Below are 17084 nucleotides of genomic sequence, written 5' to 3' on the forward strand. Positions count from 1 at the left end.
TGCGGGGCCGGCGGCAAGGGCGGGCCAGATGTTTCGGGATCCCCAGGTCAGTCGGCCGCGCGGGGCCCCCACACCCGTGCCACCAGGACGGCGCCCGCGCCGAACAGCGCCACGCCGAGGGGCACGTGGACCGCGACGTCGCCGCCGGCGCCGACGATGAACTGGACGCTGATCAGCAGGACCATCGACACGGTGACGACCAGGTAGCGCGCCGGGCCGTGACCCACCCGCCACACCAGAAGCGCGGCGGTGAACTGGAGGACCATCGCGAACGAGACGACGGCGGCGGTGGTGTGGTGCAAATCGCGGGGACCCTCGTTCGACAGGAGCAGGCCGGCGGTGATCGCCTGCGTCAGCAGCGCGGTGGCCAGGAACAGCGTGGTCGCCTTCAGCAGGCCGAAGAACCGGGGAATCGGGGTGTGCTCCGTGTGAGCCGGAGAACGCGGCCGGGCCGACGTTGACATGGGATCGCTCCTTGGTGGTCTCTGGGACAGTCGGCGCCGCGCGGCGTCAGGCGCGGGTCTTGGCCAGCAGGTCGATGACCTCGGCGGTGGTGGCGCTCTCACCGAGGAGCGGGAAGATCCGTTCGGTGCTGTTGCGATGCGCCTCCGCGTGCAGGTCGGTCATGGCGTCGGTCACCAGCGTGACGTTGTAGCCGTGTTCGTAGGCGGCGCGGGCGGTGGACTCCACGCCGATGCTGGTGGCGATCCCGGCCAGCACGACCTGGGTGACGCCGCGGCGGCGCAGTTGCAGGTCGAGATCGGTGCCGTAGAACGCGCCGAAGGAGCGCTTGGTCACGGTGATGTCGTCGGGGTGGCCGGCGAGGTCTTCGACGATGACGTCCCAGCCCGCGGGCAGGGGGCCGGGCGGGCGCGGAGTCTCGGTGCGTCCCGGAGCGGCATCCGATCCGTCCGCCCGCGCCGTGACCCGGACCAGGACGACCGGGGCCTTGCGAGCGCGGAAGGCGTCGGCCAGTTCGACCGCACGGGCCACCACCTCGGCGCCGGTGAGGGGTGCGGCGGGACGGGCGACGATGGCGTTCTGCAGATCGATGAGGACGAGCGCGGTCGTGGCGTCGATCGTGGTGACGGGCATGAACGGGTCTCTTTCCGAGGTGAGGTCGTCGGGAGATGGCCCTCGTTCTCGGTGTCGTTGGAGCTCCGGGAACGAGGCCGGGCCATGATGCGGCCGGGTCAGGGCTGGGTGTCGAGCCACTCCTGGAAGGTGGGGCCGGCGAGGACGGCGTGCGGGCCGGGCAGGAACCCGCCCTCGGCGGCGATCTCGGCGTCGGGCATGCCCGAGCCGTCGACGCCGACGACCTTCACGCCCCGGCGGGCGCCGAGGAGCGCCGCCGCTTCCGCCATGGTCTCCGTGCGGGGCCCGGCGATCTCGGGGATGGGCGCACCGGGAGCGGGCGCTCCCGGCTCAAGCGCCAGGTCGACCAGTTCCTCGGCCACGGCGCGGCAGGCCACGAGTTGGGTGGGCAGCGCCGGGACGTAGGCGACCTCGCCCTGCCGCCAGTCCAGGAACTGCCCGACGAATTCGTGGAACTGCGCGGCCCGGAGGATGCGGACAGGGAGCGGGCCGGACAGGAGGAGTTCCTCGTGCGCCTTCTTGGCGGCGACGAACCCGGCGGTCGCCTTGTCGGCACCGATGATGGACGCCACGACGATCCGTGCGACCCCCGCCTTCCCGCCGTACTCGTGCAGGTTGGAGGCCGACGTGGTGAAGAACTCCGTGGCGGCCTCCTGGTCGGAGGCGTGCCACGAGGCGACGTCGATGATGACCTCGGCCCCCGTGAGCGCCTCGGCGAGGCCCTCGCCGGTGACGATGTCCACGCCGGAGGCCCTGGACATCGGAACGGTCTGGTGCCCTCGTTCGGTGAGGACGTCGACGACGTGGCGTCCCAGCCGGCCGGTCGCTCCCGCCACTGCGAATCTGCTCATTGCCGTTGCCCTTCTTGGACGCTGTAGTTCTGACCGGGAGGCATGCCGGGGATCGGTTTGGCGATGAGCGCCGCGGGGGTGAAGAAGCCGAAGTGGGCGATCGCCATGATGAGCGTCCAGAGCGCCTTGTCGTCGTAGTGCTCGGCCGCCTTGGCGTGCAGTTCGTCGGGGACGCGCTCCCCGGCCGGGGACGGCGTGAGGACCGCCTCCACGAGTTCGAGCGCGATTCGTTCGGCGGCGGTGTAGTACGTGGCGTCCTGCCAGGTCGCCACGGCGGTGATGCGCTCCTCCGGTTCCCCGATCTCACGGAGGTTGGCGGTTTCACGGATGGTGAAGTACGTGCTGCCCAGGATCTGTCCCGCGCGGAGCTGCATCAGGCTGACGGTGGCCCGTGGAACAACGCCGTTCTGAATGACCTTGTGCAGGGGTCCTGCGATCTCGACCATTTCGGGGAGGAACTGGATGGGCTCCGGCATGCGCGACCGCAGGTCCTTCTGCTTGGCCGGGGGGAGTGCGGGCATGGTTTTCCTTCTCTCAGGTGCAAGTCATGGCGTCCTGCCGAACACGAGACGCCGCCACCCCCGGCGCCGTAACAGCGTGGTCGTGTGACGTAGGCCACCGGGCACCGGTGTTATGAAGCGGGGAGGGCCGACGTCTAGTGCGTGACGCAGGGGGTACGAACGAACAGGAGCCGGGCATGGACGAGCGCGGCGAACGATCCGCGGGCGCGACCGGGCCGTACGACGGTGCCGACCGCATGGACGCGGCCACCGAGGCGTTCGTCGCGCACCGCAACCTGCTGTTCACCGTCGCCTACGAGATGCTCGGTTCGGCGACCGACGCCGAGGACGTCCTCCAGGAGAGCTGGCTGCGGTGGGCGGACGTCGATCTGGACGCCGTCCGGGAGCGGCGGGCCTACCTCGTGCGGATCGTCACCCGAATGTCGCTCGACCGGCTGCGCGCGCTCGGCCGGCGCAAGGAGTCCTACGTCGGCCCCTGGCTGCCCGAACCGCTGCTGACCACGCCCGACGTGGCCGAGGACGTCGAGCTCGCCGACAGTGTCTCGATGGCGATGCTGCTGGTCCTGGAGACGCTCCAGCCGACCGAGCGGGCGGTGTTCGTGCTGCGCGAGGTGTTCGGTCTCGAATACGAGGAGATCTCCGAGGCCGTCGGCAAGAGCCTCGCCGCGGTCCGCCAGATCGCCTACCGCGCCCGCGCCCACGTCGCCGCCCGCCGTCCCCGCGGCGTCGCCTCCCCGGCCGAGACCCGGACCGCGCTCCAGGCGTTCCAGCGGGCGGTCGAAACCGGCGACCTGCAAGATCTGCTCGACATCCTCGCACCGGACGTCGTCGCCCTCAGCGACGGAGGCGGAGTCAAACACGCCCTGTTGCGCCCCGTCGTGGGTGCCGGCAACGTCGCGCGCCTCCTGGCCGTCGGCTGGTGGAGGCGCGACGCCGAGAGGTCGGTCGAGCTCGTCCAGATCAACGGCGGCCCGGGGCTGCTCGTCCGCGTCGATGGAAAGGTCGACGGCGTGGTGGCGGTGCGCCTGGAGGACGGCTACGTCACCGGCGCCTACCACGTCCGCAACCCCGAGAAGCTGTCACGCGTGGAACGGGAAACCCCCGTGAGCCGATGAAGTGACCACGGTCGGCGAATCGAGGGGTGTTCAGCCGTCCTGCTGGGCCGTGACCAGGACGTCCCCGGCGGCCGTGCGGTAGTAGAGCACCGAGCGGCCCGTCCGCCGCCGTGCGACCAGGCGCGCGTCCAGCAGCACCCGCAGGTGGCGGCCCACCGACCCGAGGCCCTGGCCGGTCAGCGCGACGAGTTGCGTCGTGCTCTTCGGGGTGTCGAGCAGGACGAGGACGCCCGCGCGTCCCGCGCCGAGCAGTCGGCCGAGCGCCTCGGGCACCGGGCCCCCCGCCTCGGCCAGGGTGCCCGAGCACGGGTAGACGACCGCGAGGTGGCGCCATGACGCGTCCCAGGCGACCCAGGCGTACCGGTGCGTGACCGGGACGAACATCAGCCGGGCTCCCGACACGGAGCGCGGCGGGTAGTCGTGGGTGTTGACCTGGAGGCGGCTCTCGCCGAGCCAGCGCATGCCGGGGCGCAGGCCGTCCAGGGCCCCGGCCCAGCCGTCGCGGCTGAGCTGCGCGGTGCGCGCCAGGACGTCGGCCTCGATGATCCGGCGCCGCCGGGGCCAGGAGGGCAGGACGGTGTGCGTCCACACCCATTCCAGGATTCCGGCGGTACGTTCGGGCAGGTCGTCGCGGTGCAGCTCGGGCGGCAGCGGGCCGCCGAGCGAGACCGTCAGGTGCTCGCGCGCCTCGTCCGGCGGAGTCTCGCGGATGGGCCGCAGCTCCTCGGCGAAGCTCGCCTCGCCCTCGTGGACGGGCGGGGGAGTGAGGTAGTCGGCGTTCCAGGTCGCGCCGAGCGCCGCCCGGACGGTCAGCGCGGTCAGCGGATCACCGGCCAGCCGCTCCCGGTAGGCGGGCAGGTGCAGATCGAGCCACGCGCGCTCGGCCGGATGCGCCGCGGTGGCACGTTCCAGAGCCTTCAGCGTCGCGATCGTCTCGGCCAGCGGGGACACCACGAACCGGCTGCCCGCGAGCGTGTCGGTATTGATCTCCCACAACCCCATGTTTCGCCCCCCTGCGAAACTTTACCGGCTGGTCCGCCCCGCCCCGGAGACTCCCGGAATGCGCACGTACTCGGAACTCTTCCGGACCCCGGAGTTCACCCCGCTGTTCCTGACGTCGGCCGCGCAGGTCGCGGCGCAGACGGTGAGCGGCCTGGCCCTCGGCACCATGGTCTACGACCGGACCGGGTCGCCGCTGCTGTCCTCGCTGGCGATGTTCGGGCAGCCGCTCGCCCAGCTCATCGGCGCGACCACGCTGCTGTCGGCGGCCGACCGGCTGCCCCCGCGTGCGGCGCTGGCCGGGCTGGGCCTGCTGTTCGGTCTCGGCACCGCGGCACAGGCGGTCCCGGGGATGCCGGTGTGGGGGGTGTTCGCGCTGATCCTCGGCCTCGGCATGGCGGCCTCGCTGGGCGGCGGCGTGCGCTACGGCCTGCTCAACGAGGTGCTCGAACGGGACGGCTACCTGCTCGGCCGCTCGGTGCTGAACATGTCGGCCGGAACGATGCAGATCGTCGGATTCGCGCTCGGCGGCGCCCTGGTGGCCGCGCTGTCGGCGCGCGGGACGCTGCTGACCGGCGCGGTCCTGTACGCGGGGGCGGCGGCGGTCGCCCGGTTCGGGCTGACGCGCCGTCCGCCGCGCGCGTCCGGCCGGGCGTCGGCGACCGAGACCTGGCGCAACAACGCGCGGTTGTGGTCGTCGCGGCCGCGCCGCTACGTCTACCTCGCGCTGTGGGTGCCCAACGGGCTGATCGTCGGCTGCGAGTCCCTGTTCGTCCCCTACGACCCCGAGCACGCGGGCACGCTGTTCGCGTTCGGCGCGGTCGGCATGCTGGCGGGGGACACGCTGACCGGGCGGTTCGTCCCGCCGCGGTGGCGGGCCAGGCTCGACGCCCCGCTGCGGCTGCTGCTCGCCGCGCCGTTCCTGGTCTTCGCCCTGGAGCCGGCGCTGCCGTTCGCGCTCGCGGCGGTCGCCGTCGGCGCGTTCGGGTACTCGGCGACGCTGCTGCTCCAGGACCGGCTGATGGCCCTCACCCCGGACGAGTTGAGCGGGCACGCGCTCGGCCTGCACTCCTCCGGCATGCTCGCCATGCAGGGCGTGGGCGCGGCGCTCGCGGGCGCCGTGGCGGAGTGGACGTCGCCGTCGACGGCGATCACGGTGATGGCCGCCGCGTCCGTCGCGGTCACCTTCGCGCTGGCGCCCGGCCTGCGCGTCCGGCCGGCGGCCGCCACCCCGGCGTGAGACGTGCGTTCGGGCGGATGTGGCAGACTCGATGACATGGTCACGCCCCGGATCTCCTAGCTCAGGCACACGCCTCCACGCCACACGTGTGTCCCTGAGCCTTTCCGGAGCGTCATCCCATGCTTGCCTTCCGTGGCGTCGACGTGCGCGTCGGCCCCCGCCTCCTGCTGGCGGACGTCACCGCCCACATCGCCCCCGGCGACCGCATCGGCCTGGTCGGCCGTAACGGCGCCGGGAAGAGCACCCTCATGCGCGTCCTGGCGGGCGAGGTCGCGCCCGCCGCCGGGACCGTCACGCGCACCGGCCCCGTCGGGTACCTGCCGCAGGACCCGGCGGCGGCCGCCCCGTCCGTCTCCGTCCAGGACCGCGTCCTGTCCGCCCGGGGCATGGACGAGGCCGTCCGCGCGCTGCGGACCGCCGAGACCGCGCTCGGCGAGGGCGGCGAGCGGGCGATGCGCCGCTACGTCCGCGCCGAGGCCGAGTTCCAGGCGCGCGGCGGGTACGCCGCCGAGGCCGAGGCCGCGCGGATCGCCGCGGGTCTGGGCCTGCCCGCCGGCGCGCTCGCCCGGCCGATCGGTTCGCTGTCGGGCGGGCAGCGGCGCCGGGTGGAGCTGGCGCGCGTCCTGTTCGGCGAGCGCGGCACCCTGCTGCTGGACGAGCCGACCAACAACCTCGACCCCGCGTCCCGCGCGGAGGTCCTCGCGGCGGTCGGCGGGTACCGGGGCGCGGTCGTGATGGTCACGCACGACGAGGAGGCGGTCGAGGCGCTGCGTCCCGGCCGCGTGCTCCTGCTGCCCGACGGCGTCGAGGACCACTGGAACTCCGGCTACGCCGACCTGGTCGCCCTGTCCTGAGGGCGCCGCGCCGGCCCGGCCTGTCCCAGGAATGGCAACAGAAGTTGTCGATTCCCCGCCGGGATCCGCACCATCGGGGCCGGAGGCGCTCCGCCTCCGGCGCCCGTGCGGCGCACCGCCCCCCAGCGAGGAGTTCCCCATGCCGATGAGCGCCGAGACCGCGTACGAGAAGCGGACGGTCGCGCGCGGGAGGCTGCCGCTCGGCGTCTACCTGCTCGCGTTCTGCCTGTTCGCGATGGGCAGCGCGGAGTTCCTGCTGGCCGGGGTCCTCCCGGCGATCGCGGACGACATGGAGGTGTCGCTGTCCTCGGCGGGCGCGCTGATCTCGGCGTTCGCCGTCGCCGTCGTCATCGGCGGCCCGCCGTTGGCGATCATGACGTTGCGCTGGCCGCGGCGGACGACGCTGGTGGCCGCCCAGGCCGTCTTCGCCGTCTCCGTCACCGTCGGGCTGCTCACCCCCAGCTACGCGGTGCTGCTGGGCACCCGGTTCGTCTGCGGGCTCGCCTACGCGGGGTTCTGGGCGGTCGCGGCGGTCACCGCGATCGGCCTCGTCCCGGCCGACCGCACCACGCGGGCCTCCGGGGTCGTCGTCAGCGGCCTGAGCCTGGCGATGATCGCCGGTGGCCCGGCGGGTGCGCTGCTCAGCTACTTCACCGGATGGCGGGGCGGGTTCTGGGGCGTGGTCGCCCTCACCGCGGTCGGCGCGGCCCTGACCCTGATGACGCTGCCCGCGACGAGCGCGGGCACCGAGCCCAGCGTGCGGCGCGAGCTGCGCACGATGCGGCGCCCGCGGCTCTGGGTCGTGTTCGCCGCCACGATCCTGAGCACCGCCTCCTACATGATCACGTTCAACTACCTCGCGGTGCTGTTGACCGACGTCACCGGCCTTCCCGAGGTCTGGGTGCCCGCGGTCCTCACGCTGTTCGGCGTCGGCGCGTTCGCCGGCCTGTCGATCGGCGGCAGGATCTCCGACCGGCGGCCCTCCCACGCGCTGCTGGCCGGGGCGGTCGGGATCCTGGTCTGCTCCGCCCTGCTGGGGGCGCTCGCCGGGCGCGCGGTCGCGGCCGTCCCGCTCGTCCTGCTGCTCGGGGTCGCCGGGTTCGTGCTGAACCCGGCCATCTACGGGCGGGTGTTCGGCATCGCGTCCGAGGCGCCGACGCTCGCCGGGGCCACCACGGTCTCGGCGTTCCAGCTCGGCATCAGCCTCGTCCCCGCGTTCGCCGGGGCCGCCCTCGACGCGGGCGCCTCGATCACCTCCGTCACCTGGATCGGCGCCGGGCTGGCGGCGGCGACCGCGCTGACCGCCCTCCTGGACCGGGCGCTCTCGGCCCGCTCGCCGTTGTCTTAGCCCGTCGGTTGGCGCCGGTTGATAATCTCAATGTTGAGATACCGGAGGTGGCCGATGGCGGACGCGGTGGACGAGATCCTGGCCCAGTGGGGACGTGAGCGGCCCGACCTGGACGTGTGGCCGATGGGCATCATCGGCCGCGTCGCCCGGCTCCAGCTCGTCCTGCACCGGGAGCTGAAGGATTTCTTCGCCGGGCAGGGCCTGGAGACCTGGGAGTTCGACGTCCTGGCCACGCTGCGCCGCTCGGGCGAGCCCTACGAGCTGACGGCGGGGGCGCTGCTGAAGGCCGCGATGGTCACCTCCGGGGCGATCACCAACCGGATCGACCGGCTGGAGGCGAAGGGGCTGGTCGAGCGGGTCCGCGACGCCGACGACCGCCGCTCGGTCCGGATCCGGCTGACCTCGCGCGGGCTGTCTTTGGTCGACCAGGTGGTCGGGCTGCACACCGCCAACGAGGCGCGGCTGCTGGAAGCCCTGGACCCGGCCGACCGCGACCGCCTGGCGGGGCTGCTGCGGGGGCTCCTGGAGTCGCTGGGCGACACGTCCCCGCGCTGACGCGCGCCGACCGCTCAGAGCCAGCCGCGCTCGTCGGCGACCCGCACCGCCTCCATGCGGTTGCGGGTCGCGGTCTTGGTGATCGCGGCCGACAGGTAGTTGCGGACCGTGCCCTCCGACAGGTGCAGCCGGGACGCGATCTCGGCGACGGCCGCCCCGCCGCGCGCCACGTTCAGCACGTCGCGCTCGCGCCCGGTCAGCGGCGACTCGCCCACCGCGAGGGTCGCCGCGGCCAGCGCGGGATCGACGACCCGCTCGCCCGCCGCCACCCGGCGGATCGCGTCGGCGAGCGCCTCGGCCGGGGCGTCCTTCACCACGAACCCGACCGCCCCGGCCTCCATCGCCCGCCGCAGGTAGCCCGCGCGGCCGAAGGTCGTGAGGATCACCACGCGGACCCGCGGCGCCCGCGCGGCGAGCACGGCCGCGGCGGCCAGGCCGTCCAGCCCCGGCATCTCGATGTCCAGGAGCGCCACGTCGGGACGGTGCGCGCGGACGGCGTCCGCCACCTCGTCGCCCCGCCCGACCGACGCGACGACCTCGAAGTCCTCCTCCAGGCCCAGCAGGGCCGCGAGCGCGGTGCGGATCAGCTCCTGGTCGTCGGCGAGCAGCAGCCGGATCGTCATGCCCCGTCCCCGCCCTCCCGGCCGTCCCCGTGCGCCGGGCCGAGCGTAACGCGCAGCCGCCAGCCGGGCGCGCCGTCCGGGCTCTCCGCGTCGAGGGCGGGCCCGGCCTCCAGCGTGCCGCCCGCGGCCGCGACGCGTTCGCGCAGGCCGGTCAGCCCGTGCCCGGACGAGGAGGGCAGGAGGGCGGACGGCCCGCCGGACCCGTCGTCGCGGATCTCCACCCGTGTCGCCGTCAGCGTGACCGTGCAGCGGGTGGCGCGCGCGTGCCGGACGACGTTGGTCAGCCCCTCGCGGACGATCCAGCCGAACAGCTCGCGGTGCTCGGCGTCCACCACGTCGGCGGCGGTGGGCAGGTCGGCGACGACGCCGGAGGCCCGCAGCAGCTCGCGGCCGCGCGCCAACTCGCCCGCCAGCGTCACGTTCCGGTAGCCCGACACCGCCGCGCGCACGTCGGCGAGCGCCTGCCGCGAGAGGCGCTCGACCTCGGTGATCTCCTCCAGCGAGCGCGCGGGGTCGTTCGCGGCCATCCGGCGCGCGAGGTTGCTCTTCACCGTGATCACCGTGAGCGAGTGGCCGAGCAGGTCGTGCAGGTCGCGGGCGATCCGGGCCCGTTCGGCCTCGGAGGCCAGCCGGGCGACCTCGGCGCGCGCCTCCACCAGCGCGAGGTTGGCGCTCGCCATCTCCAGGAACGCGTGGACGGTCAGCGCCGTGAAGACGATCATCAGCGCCTCCAGCCAGCCCGGACCCTGGTGCCAGGGCCGCACCGCCCACGGCACCACCAGCGCGGCGAGCGCGCCCGCCCCGGTGATCAGCGGAACGTGCCGTTTCAGCGCGACGACCGTGAACGACACCACGACCGCGCCCAGATAGGCGGCGACGTTGCGCGCGAACGGGAACGCGCCCGCGGCCAGCACCACCATCGCTCCGAGAAAGGCCCACATCCGGCTTCTGGATCCCCGCGTGAACGAATACGCCGCGAGCGCGTAACAGCAGCAGAACGCGAACACGATCGAATATCCCGCGACGGCCGCGGCGCCATGCGAATACTGCGCGACCCCGACCGCCGTGACGGCCGGATAGACGAACATCCCGGCCGCCAGGACGCCGCGCCGCCAACCGCTCGTCCAGCGCAGCGAGTCGCCCTCCGCGCTCCCGAGGGCCCCGCGCCCTCCGGCGTCCTCCATGGCGCGGACGGTAACACCGGCGGTCGGCGCCGCGTCCGCCCGGCCGGTCATCGCGCGGGGAGGCCGACGCCCATGTAGGCGTCCGCGAGAATCTTGACGGTGCGAAATTCTTCGAATGCCTGCGTCCGGCCGGTTTCACCGGCGATCACGTTCATGCCACCATCGTGTTCGCGGCGGGGACGTCGCGAACAGTGAGATCGCCCATCGCTTTCCGATGACATTTGTCATGGCGGCCCCGGCGGTTCCGTGAACGCCTCGACCGCGCGGGCCGCGCGGCCCGCGATGGCGGCGAGGTGCGGGGCCAACTCCGGCGGGTCGAGCAGGGTGTAGTCGACGGTCAGCAGGGCGATCCGCGAGGCGAGGAACCACAGCGAGTCCGACCGGGAGTGCAGCAGGCACGACCGGTCGTCGACCGGCTCCAGGAACCCGTTCCACGCGGTGACGTGCTCGGCCGCCTCTTCGGCGGACACGTGCAGCCGCAGCCGGGCGCGGATCGTGCCGGAGCCCCCGGCCAGCGAGTCCATCGCCCAGGACGCCGCGTCCAGGCCGCCGGGAAGCTCGCGCGGCGCGGCGCGGACTCCGGTGCGCTGAGGCTCGCCGATCCGGTCGACGCGGAACGTCCGCCAGTCCTCGCGGTCCTCGTCGAAGGCGACCAGGTACCAGCGGCGGCCCGCCGCCACCAGCCGGTGGGGCTGCGCCAGGCGCCGTCCCCGGGTGCCGTCGGCGCGGGTGTAGGCGAACCGGATCCGCTCGTGCGCCACGCAGGCGGCGGCGAGGGTGGCGAGGAGGTCGGGGTCGATCGGCGCGGCGCCGTCCCGCATCGGGAGGGCGACGGAGGCCCGCGACAGCGAGGCCACACGGTGCCGCAGGCGGTGCGGGAGGACCTGCTCCAGCTTGGCCAGGGCCCGCAGGGAGGTCTCCTCGATCCCGGTGGCGGCGATCGCGGTGGCGGTGCGCAGGCCGAGCGCGACGGCGACGGCCTCCTCGTCGTCCAGCAGCAGCGGCGGCATCGCCGTCCCGGCGGTGAGGCGGTAGCCGCCGGTGCTGCCGTGCGTGGCGTGGACGGGATAGCCCAGCTCGCGCAGCCGTTCCACGTCCCGCCTGATCGTGCGGGGGGTGACGGCCAGCCGCTCGGCCAGCTCGGTGCCGGGCCACTCGCGCGGGGCCTGGAGCAGGGACAGCAGCCGCAGCAGCCGCCCGGAGGGATCACGCATACCCCCATCCTGCCGCCCCAATAGGACGTTCACCGACCCGATGGCCTCAGCCACCCGTCCGGCAGGCCGCGTCGAACGCGTGCTGGACATGGATGCGTGTCGAGTCGAAGACGGGGACCGGGCTGTCCTCCGGCCCGATGAGCAGCGTGATCTCGGTGCAGCCGAGGACGACCCCGGCGGCACCGCGCCGAGCGAGGTCGGCGATGACCCGGCGGAACGCGGCGCGGGAGGAGTCCTCCACCCGGTTCATGGTCAGTTCCTCGTAGATCACCCGGTGCACCAGCTCGCGGCCGTCCTCGTCCGGGACCAGGACCTCCACGCCGCGTTCGCGCATGCGGGAGCGGTAGAAGTCCATCTCCATCGTGAACCTGGTGCCGAGCAGCCCAACGGTCTTCAGCCCGGACGCGAGGATCCGGTCGGCGGTGCTGTCGACGATGTGCAGGAACGGCACGCCGATACCGTCCTCGATCGTCCCGGCGACCCGGTGCATCGTGTTGGTGCACAGCAGCACCATCGCGGCCCCCGCGCGCTCCAGGTTCCTGGCCGCCTCGGTGAGGATCGCCCCGGCGGTGTCCCAGTCGCCGGCGCGCTGCAGCGCCTCGATCTCCGCGAAGTCCACGGTGAGCAGCACGCTCCGGGCGCAGTGGTGGCCGCCGAGCCGCCGCCGGGCCTCCTCGTTGAGCAGGCGGTAGTACTCCGCCGACGACTCCCAGCTCATCCCGCCGATCAGGCCGATGGTCCGCATGCCCCCATCGTGCGGCGACCGCCCGACCATCCGGTAGACGTGAGGTTCTTGGCCGACCCCCAAGGGATACTTATGTCCCATGGACGTCCGGCGGCTCCTCGTCTTCCGCGAGATCGCGCGATGCGGGTCGATCGCGGGTGCGGCCCGGTCGCTCGGCTGGACGCAGCCCGCCGTCAGCCAGCACCTTCGGGCGCTGGAGCGGCAGGCGGGTCTGCCGCTGGTGGTGCGCCGCCCCCGGGGCGTCCAGCTCACCGAGGCGGGCGGGGTGCTGCAGCGCCACGCCGAGGCCATCGCCGCGCGGCTGCACGCCGCCGACGACGAACTCGGCGCGCTGGCCGGACTGCGCGCGGGGACGGTCCGGCTCGCCGCCTTCCCCTCGGCCGGCGCCACCCTCGTCCCCGCCGCGATGAGCCTGTTGCACCGGACCCACCCCGGCATCGACGTCCGGCTGCGCCAGGCGGAGCCGCCGGAGGCGCTCGACCTGCTCATGGACGGGCAGGTCGACCTCGCCATCGTCTTCGCCCACGAGGGCCACGAGCCGGTCGGCCCGGCCGGGCTGGAGCAGACACCGATCGGGGAGGATCCGCTCCGGCTCGTCCTGCCGGACGCGCACCCGCAGGCCGCCGATCTTCCCTCCGAGGTGGGTCTGCGGTCGTTCGCGGGGGAGCGGTGGATCTCGGGCTGCGAGCGCTGCACCGCCCACCTGCTCCGCGCGTGCGAGGACGCCGGTTTCGTGCCGGACGTCCGGCACAGCACCGACGACTACGTGGTCACCCAGGCGTTGATCGCCCGGGGGCTCGGGGTCGGGCTGCTGCCGCACCTCGCGCTCGGAGCGTTCCGGCATCCCGAGGTCACCGTCGCGGCCGTGGCGGGGCTGCGCCCCCGGCGCCTGTACCTGGTCCACCACCCGGAGGCCGACCAGATCCCCGCCGTGGGCCGCGCCGTCCACGCCGTCCGGCGGTCGGCCATCGGCGGGGGCCCCGTCGCGAGCACGGTCCGCGACGGTGCATCCTTTGTGGATCACACCGCTGACCAGGAGGACGACGCAGATGACCCCGCCCGCACGGACGAACGACCAGCGCAAGCGTGACACCCTGCACCGGCTCGACCACGATGTCGACACCTGGGTCAGCACGGCGGACCCGGCGGGCGGCACCCCGTACCTGGTGCCGCTGTCGTTCCTGTGGGACGGCTCGACCGTGCTGATCGCGACCCCGGCCGAAAGCCCGACCGGGCGGAACCTGAGGGCCACCGGCCGGGTGCGCCTCGGGCTCGGGCCGACCCGCGACGTCGTCCTCATCGAGGGCGTCGCGGAGCCGCTCGCCGCCGCCGATCTGCCCGAAGGCGTCGGCGACGCGTTCGCCGCCAAGACCGGCTTCGACCCGCGCGACCTCAGCACCCCCTACCTGTACTTCCGCGTCACCCCTCGGCGGATCCAGGCGTGGCGGGAGGTCAACGAGCTGAAGGACCGCGACCTCATGCGCGAGGGCGCCTGGCTCGTCTGAGCCGAGCCAGGCCGCCGGTCGGCGCCCGGGTCAGGCGACGTACTCGCGCAGGTGGCGGGCGGTGAGCGAGTCGCTCTTGGCCACCAGCTCGGCGGGCGTCCCGGTGAAGACGATCTCGCCGCCGTCATGGCCCGCGCCCGGCCCGAGGTCGATGATCCAGTCCGCGTGCGCCATGACGGCCTGGTGGTGCTCGATGACGACGACGGTGTTCCCGGCGTCCACCAGCCGGTCGAGCAGGGCGAGGAGCTGGTCGACGTCGGCCAGGTGCAGGCCGGTGGTCGGCTCGTCCAGCACGTAGGTGGCGGCCTTCTCCGCCATGTGGATGGCCAGCTTGAGCCGCTGCCGCTCGCCGCCCGACAGCGTGTTGAGCGGCTGCCCGAGCCCGAGGTAGCCGAGGCCGACGTCGGCGAGGCGGTCCAGGACGGCGCGGGCCTGCCCGGTGGTGAAGAACTCGCGGGCCTCGGCGACCGGCATCGCCAGCACCTCGCTGATGTCCTTGCCGCGCAGCTTGTAGGTGAGCACCTCGGGCGTGTAGCGCTTGCCGTCGCACTCCTCGCACACCGAGGCGACCCCGGCCATCATCGCCAGGTCGGTGTAGGTGACGCCGATGCCCTTGCAGGTGGGGCAGGCGCCCGCCGAGTTCGCGCTGAAAAGGGCCGGCTTCACGCCGTTGGCCTTGGCGAACGCGGTGCGGACCGGGTCGAGCAGGCCGGTGTAGGTCGCCGGGTTGCTGCGCCGCGAGCCGCGGATCGCGGACTGGTCGACGACCACGACCCCGTCGCGTCCGGGCAGCGACCCGTGGATCAGCGAGCTCTTGCCCGACCCGGCAACGCCTGTGACCACGGTGAGGACGCCGAGCGGGATGTCGACGTCCACGTCCTTGAGGTTGTGCTGGTTCGCGCCGGTGATGGACAGGTGGCCGGTAGGCTCGCGGACGGTTTCGCGCAGCCGGGCGCGGTGGTCGAGGTGGCGTCCGGTGAGGGTGCCGGACGCGCGGAGCCCCGCGACGTCGCCGGTGAAGCACACCCGCCCGCCCGCCGCGCCCGCGCCGGGCCCGAGGTCGACGACATGGTCGGCGATCTCGATGGTCTCGGGCTTGTGCTCGACGACCAGGACCGTGTTGCCCTTGTCGCGCAGCCGCAGCAGCAGGTCGTTCATCCGGCGGATGTCGTGCGGGTGCAGGCCAACCGTCGGCTCGTCGAAGACGTAGGTGACGTCGGTGAGGCTGGACCCCAGGTGCCGGACCATCTTCACCCGCTGCGACTCGCCGCCCGACAGGCTCGTGGACTCGCGGTCCAGGCTGAGGTAGCCGAGGCCGATCTCGACGAGGGCCTCCAAAATGTCGCGCAGCGCCGCCAGCACCGGCGCGACGGAGGGGTCGTCGATCTCGCGGACGAACGCGGCGAGGTCGCTGATCTGCATGGCCGAGCACTCGGCGATGTTGCGGCCGCGGATCCGGCTCGACAGCGCCGCCGGGGCGAGCCGCGTGCCCTCGCAGGCCCGGCACGTGCTGAAGGTGACGGCGCGGTCGACGAACGCGCGGATGTGCGGCTGGAGCGACTCCTTGTCCTTGCTCAGGTAGAGCCGCTGCACCTTGACGAGTAGGCCCTCGTAGGTGGTGTTGAGGCCGCCGCTCTTGACCTTCGTGGCGGGCTTGTGGAGGAAGTCCTCCCACTGCTGCTCGGTGTAGTCGCGCAGCTTGACGTCGGGGTCGACGAAACCGGACCCGGCGAGGACCTTCCAGTACCAGGAGTCGACCGCGAAGTTCGGGACGGTCACGGCGCCCTCGTTGAGCGAGCGGTCGCGGTCGACCAGCTCCTCGACGTCGATCTGGGTGGCCCGGCCGAGGCCCTCGCACTCGGGGCACATGCCCTCGGCGTTGTTGAAGCTGAACGCGCTGGAGGTGCCGACGTGGGGGTCGCCGAGGCGGCTGAACACGATCCGCAGCATCGTGTGCGCGTCGGTCGCCGTCCCGACCGTGGAGCGCGCGTTGGCGCCCATCCGCTCCTGGTCGACGATGATCGCGGCGCTGAGGTTGCGCAGCCCGTCGACGTCGGGACGGCCGAGCGTCGGCATGAACGACTGGACGAACGCGGTGTAGGTCTCGTTGATCATCCGCTGCGACTCGGCCGCGATCGTGCCGAACACCAGCGACGACTTGCCCGAGCCGGACACCCCCGTGAACACGGTGAGGCGCCGCTTCGGGACGTCCAGGCTGACGTCGGCGAGGTTGTTCTCCCTGGCGCCGCGGACCTCGATGACATCGTGGCTGTCGGCGGCCGTCCGGGACGTCGGCTGGGTCATCATCTTCCTTCGGCTTGATAAGCTTAGGCTGTAAGGAGTTGGGTGTGTCGGATCAGTTTATGCCATAAGGAGTCGTACTTTGGTCGTCTTCGCCGGGCAGGGCGACGCGCGCCGCACGATGGACCTGCTGTGGCGTCCGGATGCGGGGTCCGGTCCGCCGCGTCCCGGCCCGAGACCCGGTCTGAGCGTGGACGTCATCGTGGCGGCGGCGATCGCCGCCGCCGACGCCGAGGGCATGGCGGCGCTGTCGATGCGCGCGGTGGGGGAGCGCCTCGGCCGCACCGCCATGGCCCTCTACACCTACGTCCCGGGTAAGAGCGAGCTGGTCGACCTGATGTACGACCGTGCCCTCGCAGAACTACCGGACGCCTACGACATTTCGGCGGGCTGGCGTCCGGCGGTCATGGCCTGGGCGGAGGACTCCTGGGCGTTCTACCTGCGCCACCCGTGGATGCTCCAGGTCTCGCAGGCCAGGCCGGTGCTCGGCCCGAACGAGTACCGCGCGCTGGAGACACTGCTCGGCGTCCTGTCCGGCACCGGGCTCGGCGCCCGTGACACGCGGCGCGCGGTGGCGGCGCTGTCGCAGGTGGTGCGCGGCTCGGCCCAGACGCTCACCGAGTCGCGGCAGGTGGTCGGCGCGAGCGGGACGTCGGAGGCGGACTGGTGGTACGCGCGCACCGACGTCCTGGTGGAGGTCGCTCCGGACTTCGCGCACCGCTACCCCGCATTGGCGCGGCTCGAAGCCGAGAGCCCCCCGTACACCCCGGACGGCGAACTCGCCACCTACCTGGAACTGGCGTCCCGCGAGGCGTTCGAGGGCGGCCTGGCCCTGGTCCTGGACGGCATCGAGACGACGATCGCCCGCACCGCCTGAGCCTGGGCCGTCCGATCGCCACCAAGCAGGCATGGCCAGGCCGTGACCGCAGGTCGC

The 17084-nt window shown here is 73.2% G+C and carries 18 protein-coding genes; 8 read left to right on the forward strand and 10 right to left on the reverse strand.

All coding sequences use genetic code 11. The features are described from left to right. Window positions 1-47: 47 nt before the first annotated feature. The 4 genes from GNZ18_RS12560 to GNZ18_RS12575 all read right to left on the reverse strand — a co-directional run bounded on the left by GNZ18_RS12560 (window position 48) and on the right by GNZ18_RS12575 (window position 2467). Complete coding sequence (locus GNZ18_RS12560; protein WP_156216476.1) at window positions 48-464, reverse strand: hypothetical protein; 417 nt, start codon at window positions 462-464, stop codon at window positions 48-50. 46 nt (window positions 465-510) lie between these two features. Then, window positions 511-1095: an isochorismatase family protein gene (locus GNZ18_RS12565; RefSeq protein ID WP_156216477.1), complete on the reverse strand. Its 585-nt coding sequence runs from the start codon at window positions 1093-1095 to the stop codon at window positions 511-513. 98 nt (window positions 1096-1193) lie between these two features. Continuing rightward, window positions 1194-1946, reverse strand: a complete 753-nt coding sequence (locus GNZ18_RS12570) for an SDR family oxidoreductase (RefSeq protein ID WP_156216478.1) — start codon at window positions 1944-1946, stop codon at window positions 1194-1196. Further along, a complete protein-coding gene (locus tag GNZ18_RS12575; RefSeq protein ID WP_216651264.1) occupies window positions 1943-2467 on the reverse strand; it encodes a carboxymuconolactone decarboxylase family protein in 525 nt (174 codons plus the stop codon). The genes GNZ18_RS12570 and GNZ18_RS12575 overlap by 4 nt, the downstream gene beginning before the upstream one ends. Before the next feature lie 176 nt (window positions 2468-2643). Here GNZ18_RS12575 and GNZ18_RS12580 point away from each other — a divergent pair, with 176 nt between their 5' ends. Then, complete coding sequence (locus GNZ18_RS12580; protein ID WP_156216479.1) at window positions 2644-3582, forward strand: RNA polymerase sigma-70 factor; 939 nt, start codon at window positions 2644-2646, stop codon at window positions 3580-3582. 30 nt (window positions 3583-3612) lie between these two features. On the opposite strand, the gene GNZ18_RS12585 is transcribed toward GNZ18_RS12580, so the two are convergent. Continuing rightward, window positions 3613-4584 (reverse strand): helix-turn-helix domain-containing protein, encoded by a 972-nt coding sequence (locus tag GNZ18_RS12585; RefSeq protein ID WP_156216480.1) that lies wholly within the window; start codon window positions 4582-4584, stop codon window positions 3613-3615. A gap of 58 nt (window positions 4585-4642) precedes the next feature. Between GNZ18_RS12585 and GNZ18_RS12590 the strand changes: the two genes are divergently transcribed. The 4 genes from GNZ18_RS12590 (at window position 4643) to GNZ18_RS12605 (ending at window position 8578) form a co-directional block, all read left to right on the forward strand. Next, the gene (locus GNZ18_RS12590; RefSeq protein WP_156216481.1) at window positions 4643-5821 is read left to right on the forward strand and encodes an MFS transporter; all 1179 of its coding nucleotides are present in this window, start codon (window positions 4643-4645) and stop codon (window positions 5819-5821) included. Window positions 5822-5940: 119 nt separating this feature from the next. After that, window positions 5941-6675, forward strand: a complete 735-nt coding sequence (locus GNZ18_RS12595) for an ATP-binding cassette domain-containing protein (protein ID WP_156216482.1) — start codon at window positions 5941-5943, stop codon at window positions 6673-6675. Between the two features lie 139 nt (window positions 6676-6814). Beyond that, window positions 6815-8023, forward strand: a complete 1209-nt coding sequence (locus GNZ18_RS12600) for an MFS transporter (protein ID WP_246249724.1) — start codon at window positions 6815-6817, stop codon at window positions 8021-8023. 54 nt (window positions 8024-8077) lie between these two features. After that, on the forward strand, window positions 8078-8578 hold the full coding sequence (locus tag GNZ18_RS12605; RefSeq protein WP_156216483.1) for a MarR family winged helix-turn-helix transcriptional regulator: 501 nt from the start codon (window positions 8078-8080) through the stop codon (window positions 8576-8578). A gap of 14 nt (window positions 8579-8592) precedes the next feature. Here the strand turns inward: GNZ18_RS12605 and GNZ18_RS12610 are convergent, their stop codons facing one another. The 4 genes from GNZ18_RS12610 to GNZ18_RS12625 form a co-directional block, all read right to left on the reverse strand. Then, complete coding sequence (locus GNZ18_RS12610; RefSeq protein WP_156216484.1) at window positions 8593-9201, reverse strand: response regulator transcription factor; 609 nt, start codon at window positions 9199-9201, stop codon at window positions 8593-8595. Then, on the reverse strand, window positions 9198-10385 hold the full coding sequence (locus GNZ18_RS12615; protein WP_156216485.1) for a sensor histidine kinase: 1188 nt from the start codon (window positions 10383-10385) through the stop codon (window positions 9198-9200). The genes GNZ18_RS12610 and GNZ18_RS12615 overlap by 4 nt, the downstream gene beginning before the upstream one ends. Before the next feature lie 224 nt (window positions 10386-10609). Next, on the reverse strand, window positions 10610-11599 hold the full coding sequence (locus GNZ18_RS12620; protein WP_156216486.1) for a helix-turn-helix transcriptional regulator: 990 nt from the start codon (window positions 11597-11599) through the stop codon (window positions 10610-10612). 46 nt (window positions 11600-11645) lie between these two features. Further along, window positions 11646-12344: an aspartate/glutamate racemase family protein gene (locus tag GNZ18_RS12625; RefSeq protein WP_156216487.1), complete on the reverse strand. Its 699-nt coding sequence runs from the start codon at window positions 12342-12344 to the stop codon at window positions 11646-11648. A gap of 79 nt (window positions 12345-12423) precedes the next feature. Here GNZ18_RS12625 and GNZ18_RS12630 point away from each other — a divergent pair, with 79 nt between their 5' ends. Together GNZ18_RS12630 and GNZ18_RS12635 are read left to right on the forward strand one after the other, a co-directional pair. Beyond that, the gene (locus tag GNZ18_RS12630; RefSeq protein ID WP_156216488.1) at window positions 12424-13434 is read left to right on the forward strand and encodes a LysR substrate-binding domain-containing protein; all 1011 of its coding nucleotides are present in this window, start codon (window positions 12424-12426) and stop codon (window positions 13432-13434) included. Beyond that, complete coding sequence (locus GNZ18_RS12635) at window positions 13394-13849, forward strand: pyridoxamine 5'-phosphate oxidase family protein (RefSeq protein WP_156216489.1); 456 nt, start codon at window positions 13394-13396, stop codon at window positions 13847-13849. The genes GNZ18_RS12630 and GNZ18_RS12635 overlap by 41 nt, the downstream gene beginning before the upstream one ends. Window positions 13850-13879: 30 nt before the next feature. On the opposite strand, the gene GNZ18_RS12640 is transcribed toward GNZ18_RS12635, so the two are convergent. Next, window positions 13880-16156 carry an ATP-binding cassette domain-containing protein gene (locus GNZ18_RS12640; RefSeq protein ID WP_216651265.1) on the reverse strand — a complete coding sequence of 759 codons (2277 nt, stop codon included), beginning with the start codon at window positions 16154-16156 and terminating at the stop codon, window positions 13880-13882. A gap of 76 nt (window positions 16157-16232) precedes the next feature. Here GNZ18_RS12640 and GNZ18_RS12645 point away from each other — a divergent pair, with 76 nt between their 5' ends. After that, window positions 16233-17027, forward strand: a complete 795-nt coding sequence (locus GNZ18_RS12645) for a TetR/AcrR family transcriptional regulator C-terminal domain-containing protein (protein ID WP_156216491.1) — start codon at window positions 16233-16235, stop codon at window positions 17025-17027. The last annotated feature ends 57 nt before the right edge of the window (window positions 17028-17084 follow it).

Origin of the sequence: Actinomadura litoris (genome assembly GCF_009733595.1) — a bacterium.
Lineage (GTDB): Bacteria > Actinomycetota > Actinomycetes > Streptosporangiales > Streptosporangiaceae > Spirillospora > Spirillospora litoris.

Coding starts and splice junctions, on each gene's coding strand:
- GNZ18_RS12565 (WP_156216477.1), bottom strand. CDS start 1,095: ATGCCCGTCACCACGATCGACGCCACGACCGCGCTCGTCCTCATCGAT.
- GNZ18_RS12600 (WP_246249724.1), top strand. CDS start 6,815: ATGCCGATGAGCGCCGAGACCGCGTACGAGAAGCGGACGGTCGCGCGC.
- GNZ18_RS12605 (WP_156216483.1), top strand. CDS start 8,078: ATGGCGGACGCGGTGGACGAGATCCTGGCCCAGTGGGGACGTGAGCGG.
- GNZ18_RS12625 (WP_156216487.1), bottom strand. CDS start 12,344: ATGCGGACCATCGGCCTGATCGGCGGGATGAGCTGGGAGTCGTCGGCG.
- GNZ18_RS12575 (WP_216651264.1), bottom strand. CDS start 2,467: ATGCCCGCACTCCCCCCGGCCAAGCAGAAGGACCTGCGGTCGCGCATG.
- GNZ18_RS12620 (WP_156216486.1), bottom strand. CDS start 11,599: ATGCGTGATCCCTCCGGGCGGCTGCTGCGGCTGCTGTCCCTGCTCCAG.
- GNZ18_RS12590 (WP_156216481.1), top strand. CDS start 4,643: ATGCGCACGTACTCGGAACTCTTCCGGACCCCGGAGTTCACCCCGCTG.
- GNZ18_RS12635 (WP_156216489.1), top strand. CDS start 13,394: ATGACCCCGCCCGCACGGACGAACGACCAGCGCAAGCGTGACACCCTG.
- GNZ18_RS12595 (WP_156216482.1), top strand. CDS start 5,941: ATGCTTGCCTTCCGTGGCGTCGACGTGCGCGTCGGCCCCCGCCTCCTG.
- GNZ18_RS12570 (WP_156216478.1), bottom strand. CDS start 1,946: ATGAGCAGATTCGCAGTGGCGGGAGCGACCGGCCGGCTGGGACGCCAC.
- GNZ18_RS12585 (WP_156216480.1), bottom strand. CDS start 4,584: ATGGGGTTGTGGGAGATCAATACCGACACGCTCGCGGGCAGCCGGTTC.
- GNZ18_RS12630 (WP_156216488.1), top strand. CDS start 12,424: ATGGACGTCCGGCGGCTCCTCGTCTTCCGCGAGATCGCGCGATGCGGG.
- GNZ18_RS12615 (WP_156216485.1), bottom strand. CDS start 10,385: ATGGAGGACGCCGGAGGGCGCGGGGCCCTCGGGAGCGCGGAGGGCGAC.
- GNZ18_RS12560 (WP_156216476.1), bottom strand. CDS start 464: ATGTCAACGTCGGCCCGGCCGCGTTCTCCGGCTCACACGGAGCACACC.
- GNZ18_RS12580 (WP_156216479.1), top strand. CDS start 2,644: ATGGACGAGCGCGGCGAACGATCCGCGGGCGCGACCGGGCCGTACGAC.
- GNZ18_RS12640 (WP_216651265.1), bottom strand. CDS start 16,156: ATGATGACCCAGCCGACGTCCCGGACGGCCGCCGACAGCCACGATGTC.
- GNZ18_RS12610 (WP_156216484.1), bottom strand. CDS start 9,201: ATGACGATCCGGCTGCTGCTCGCCGACGACCAGGAGCTGATCCGCACC.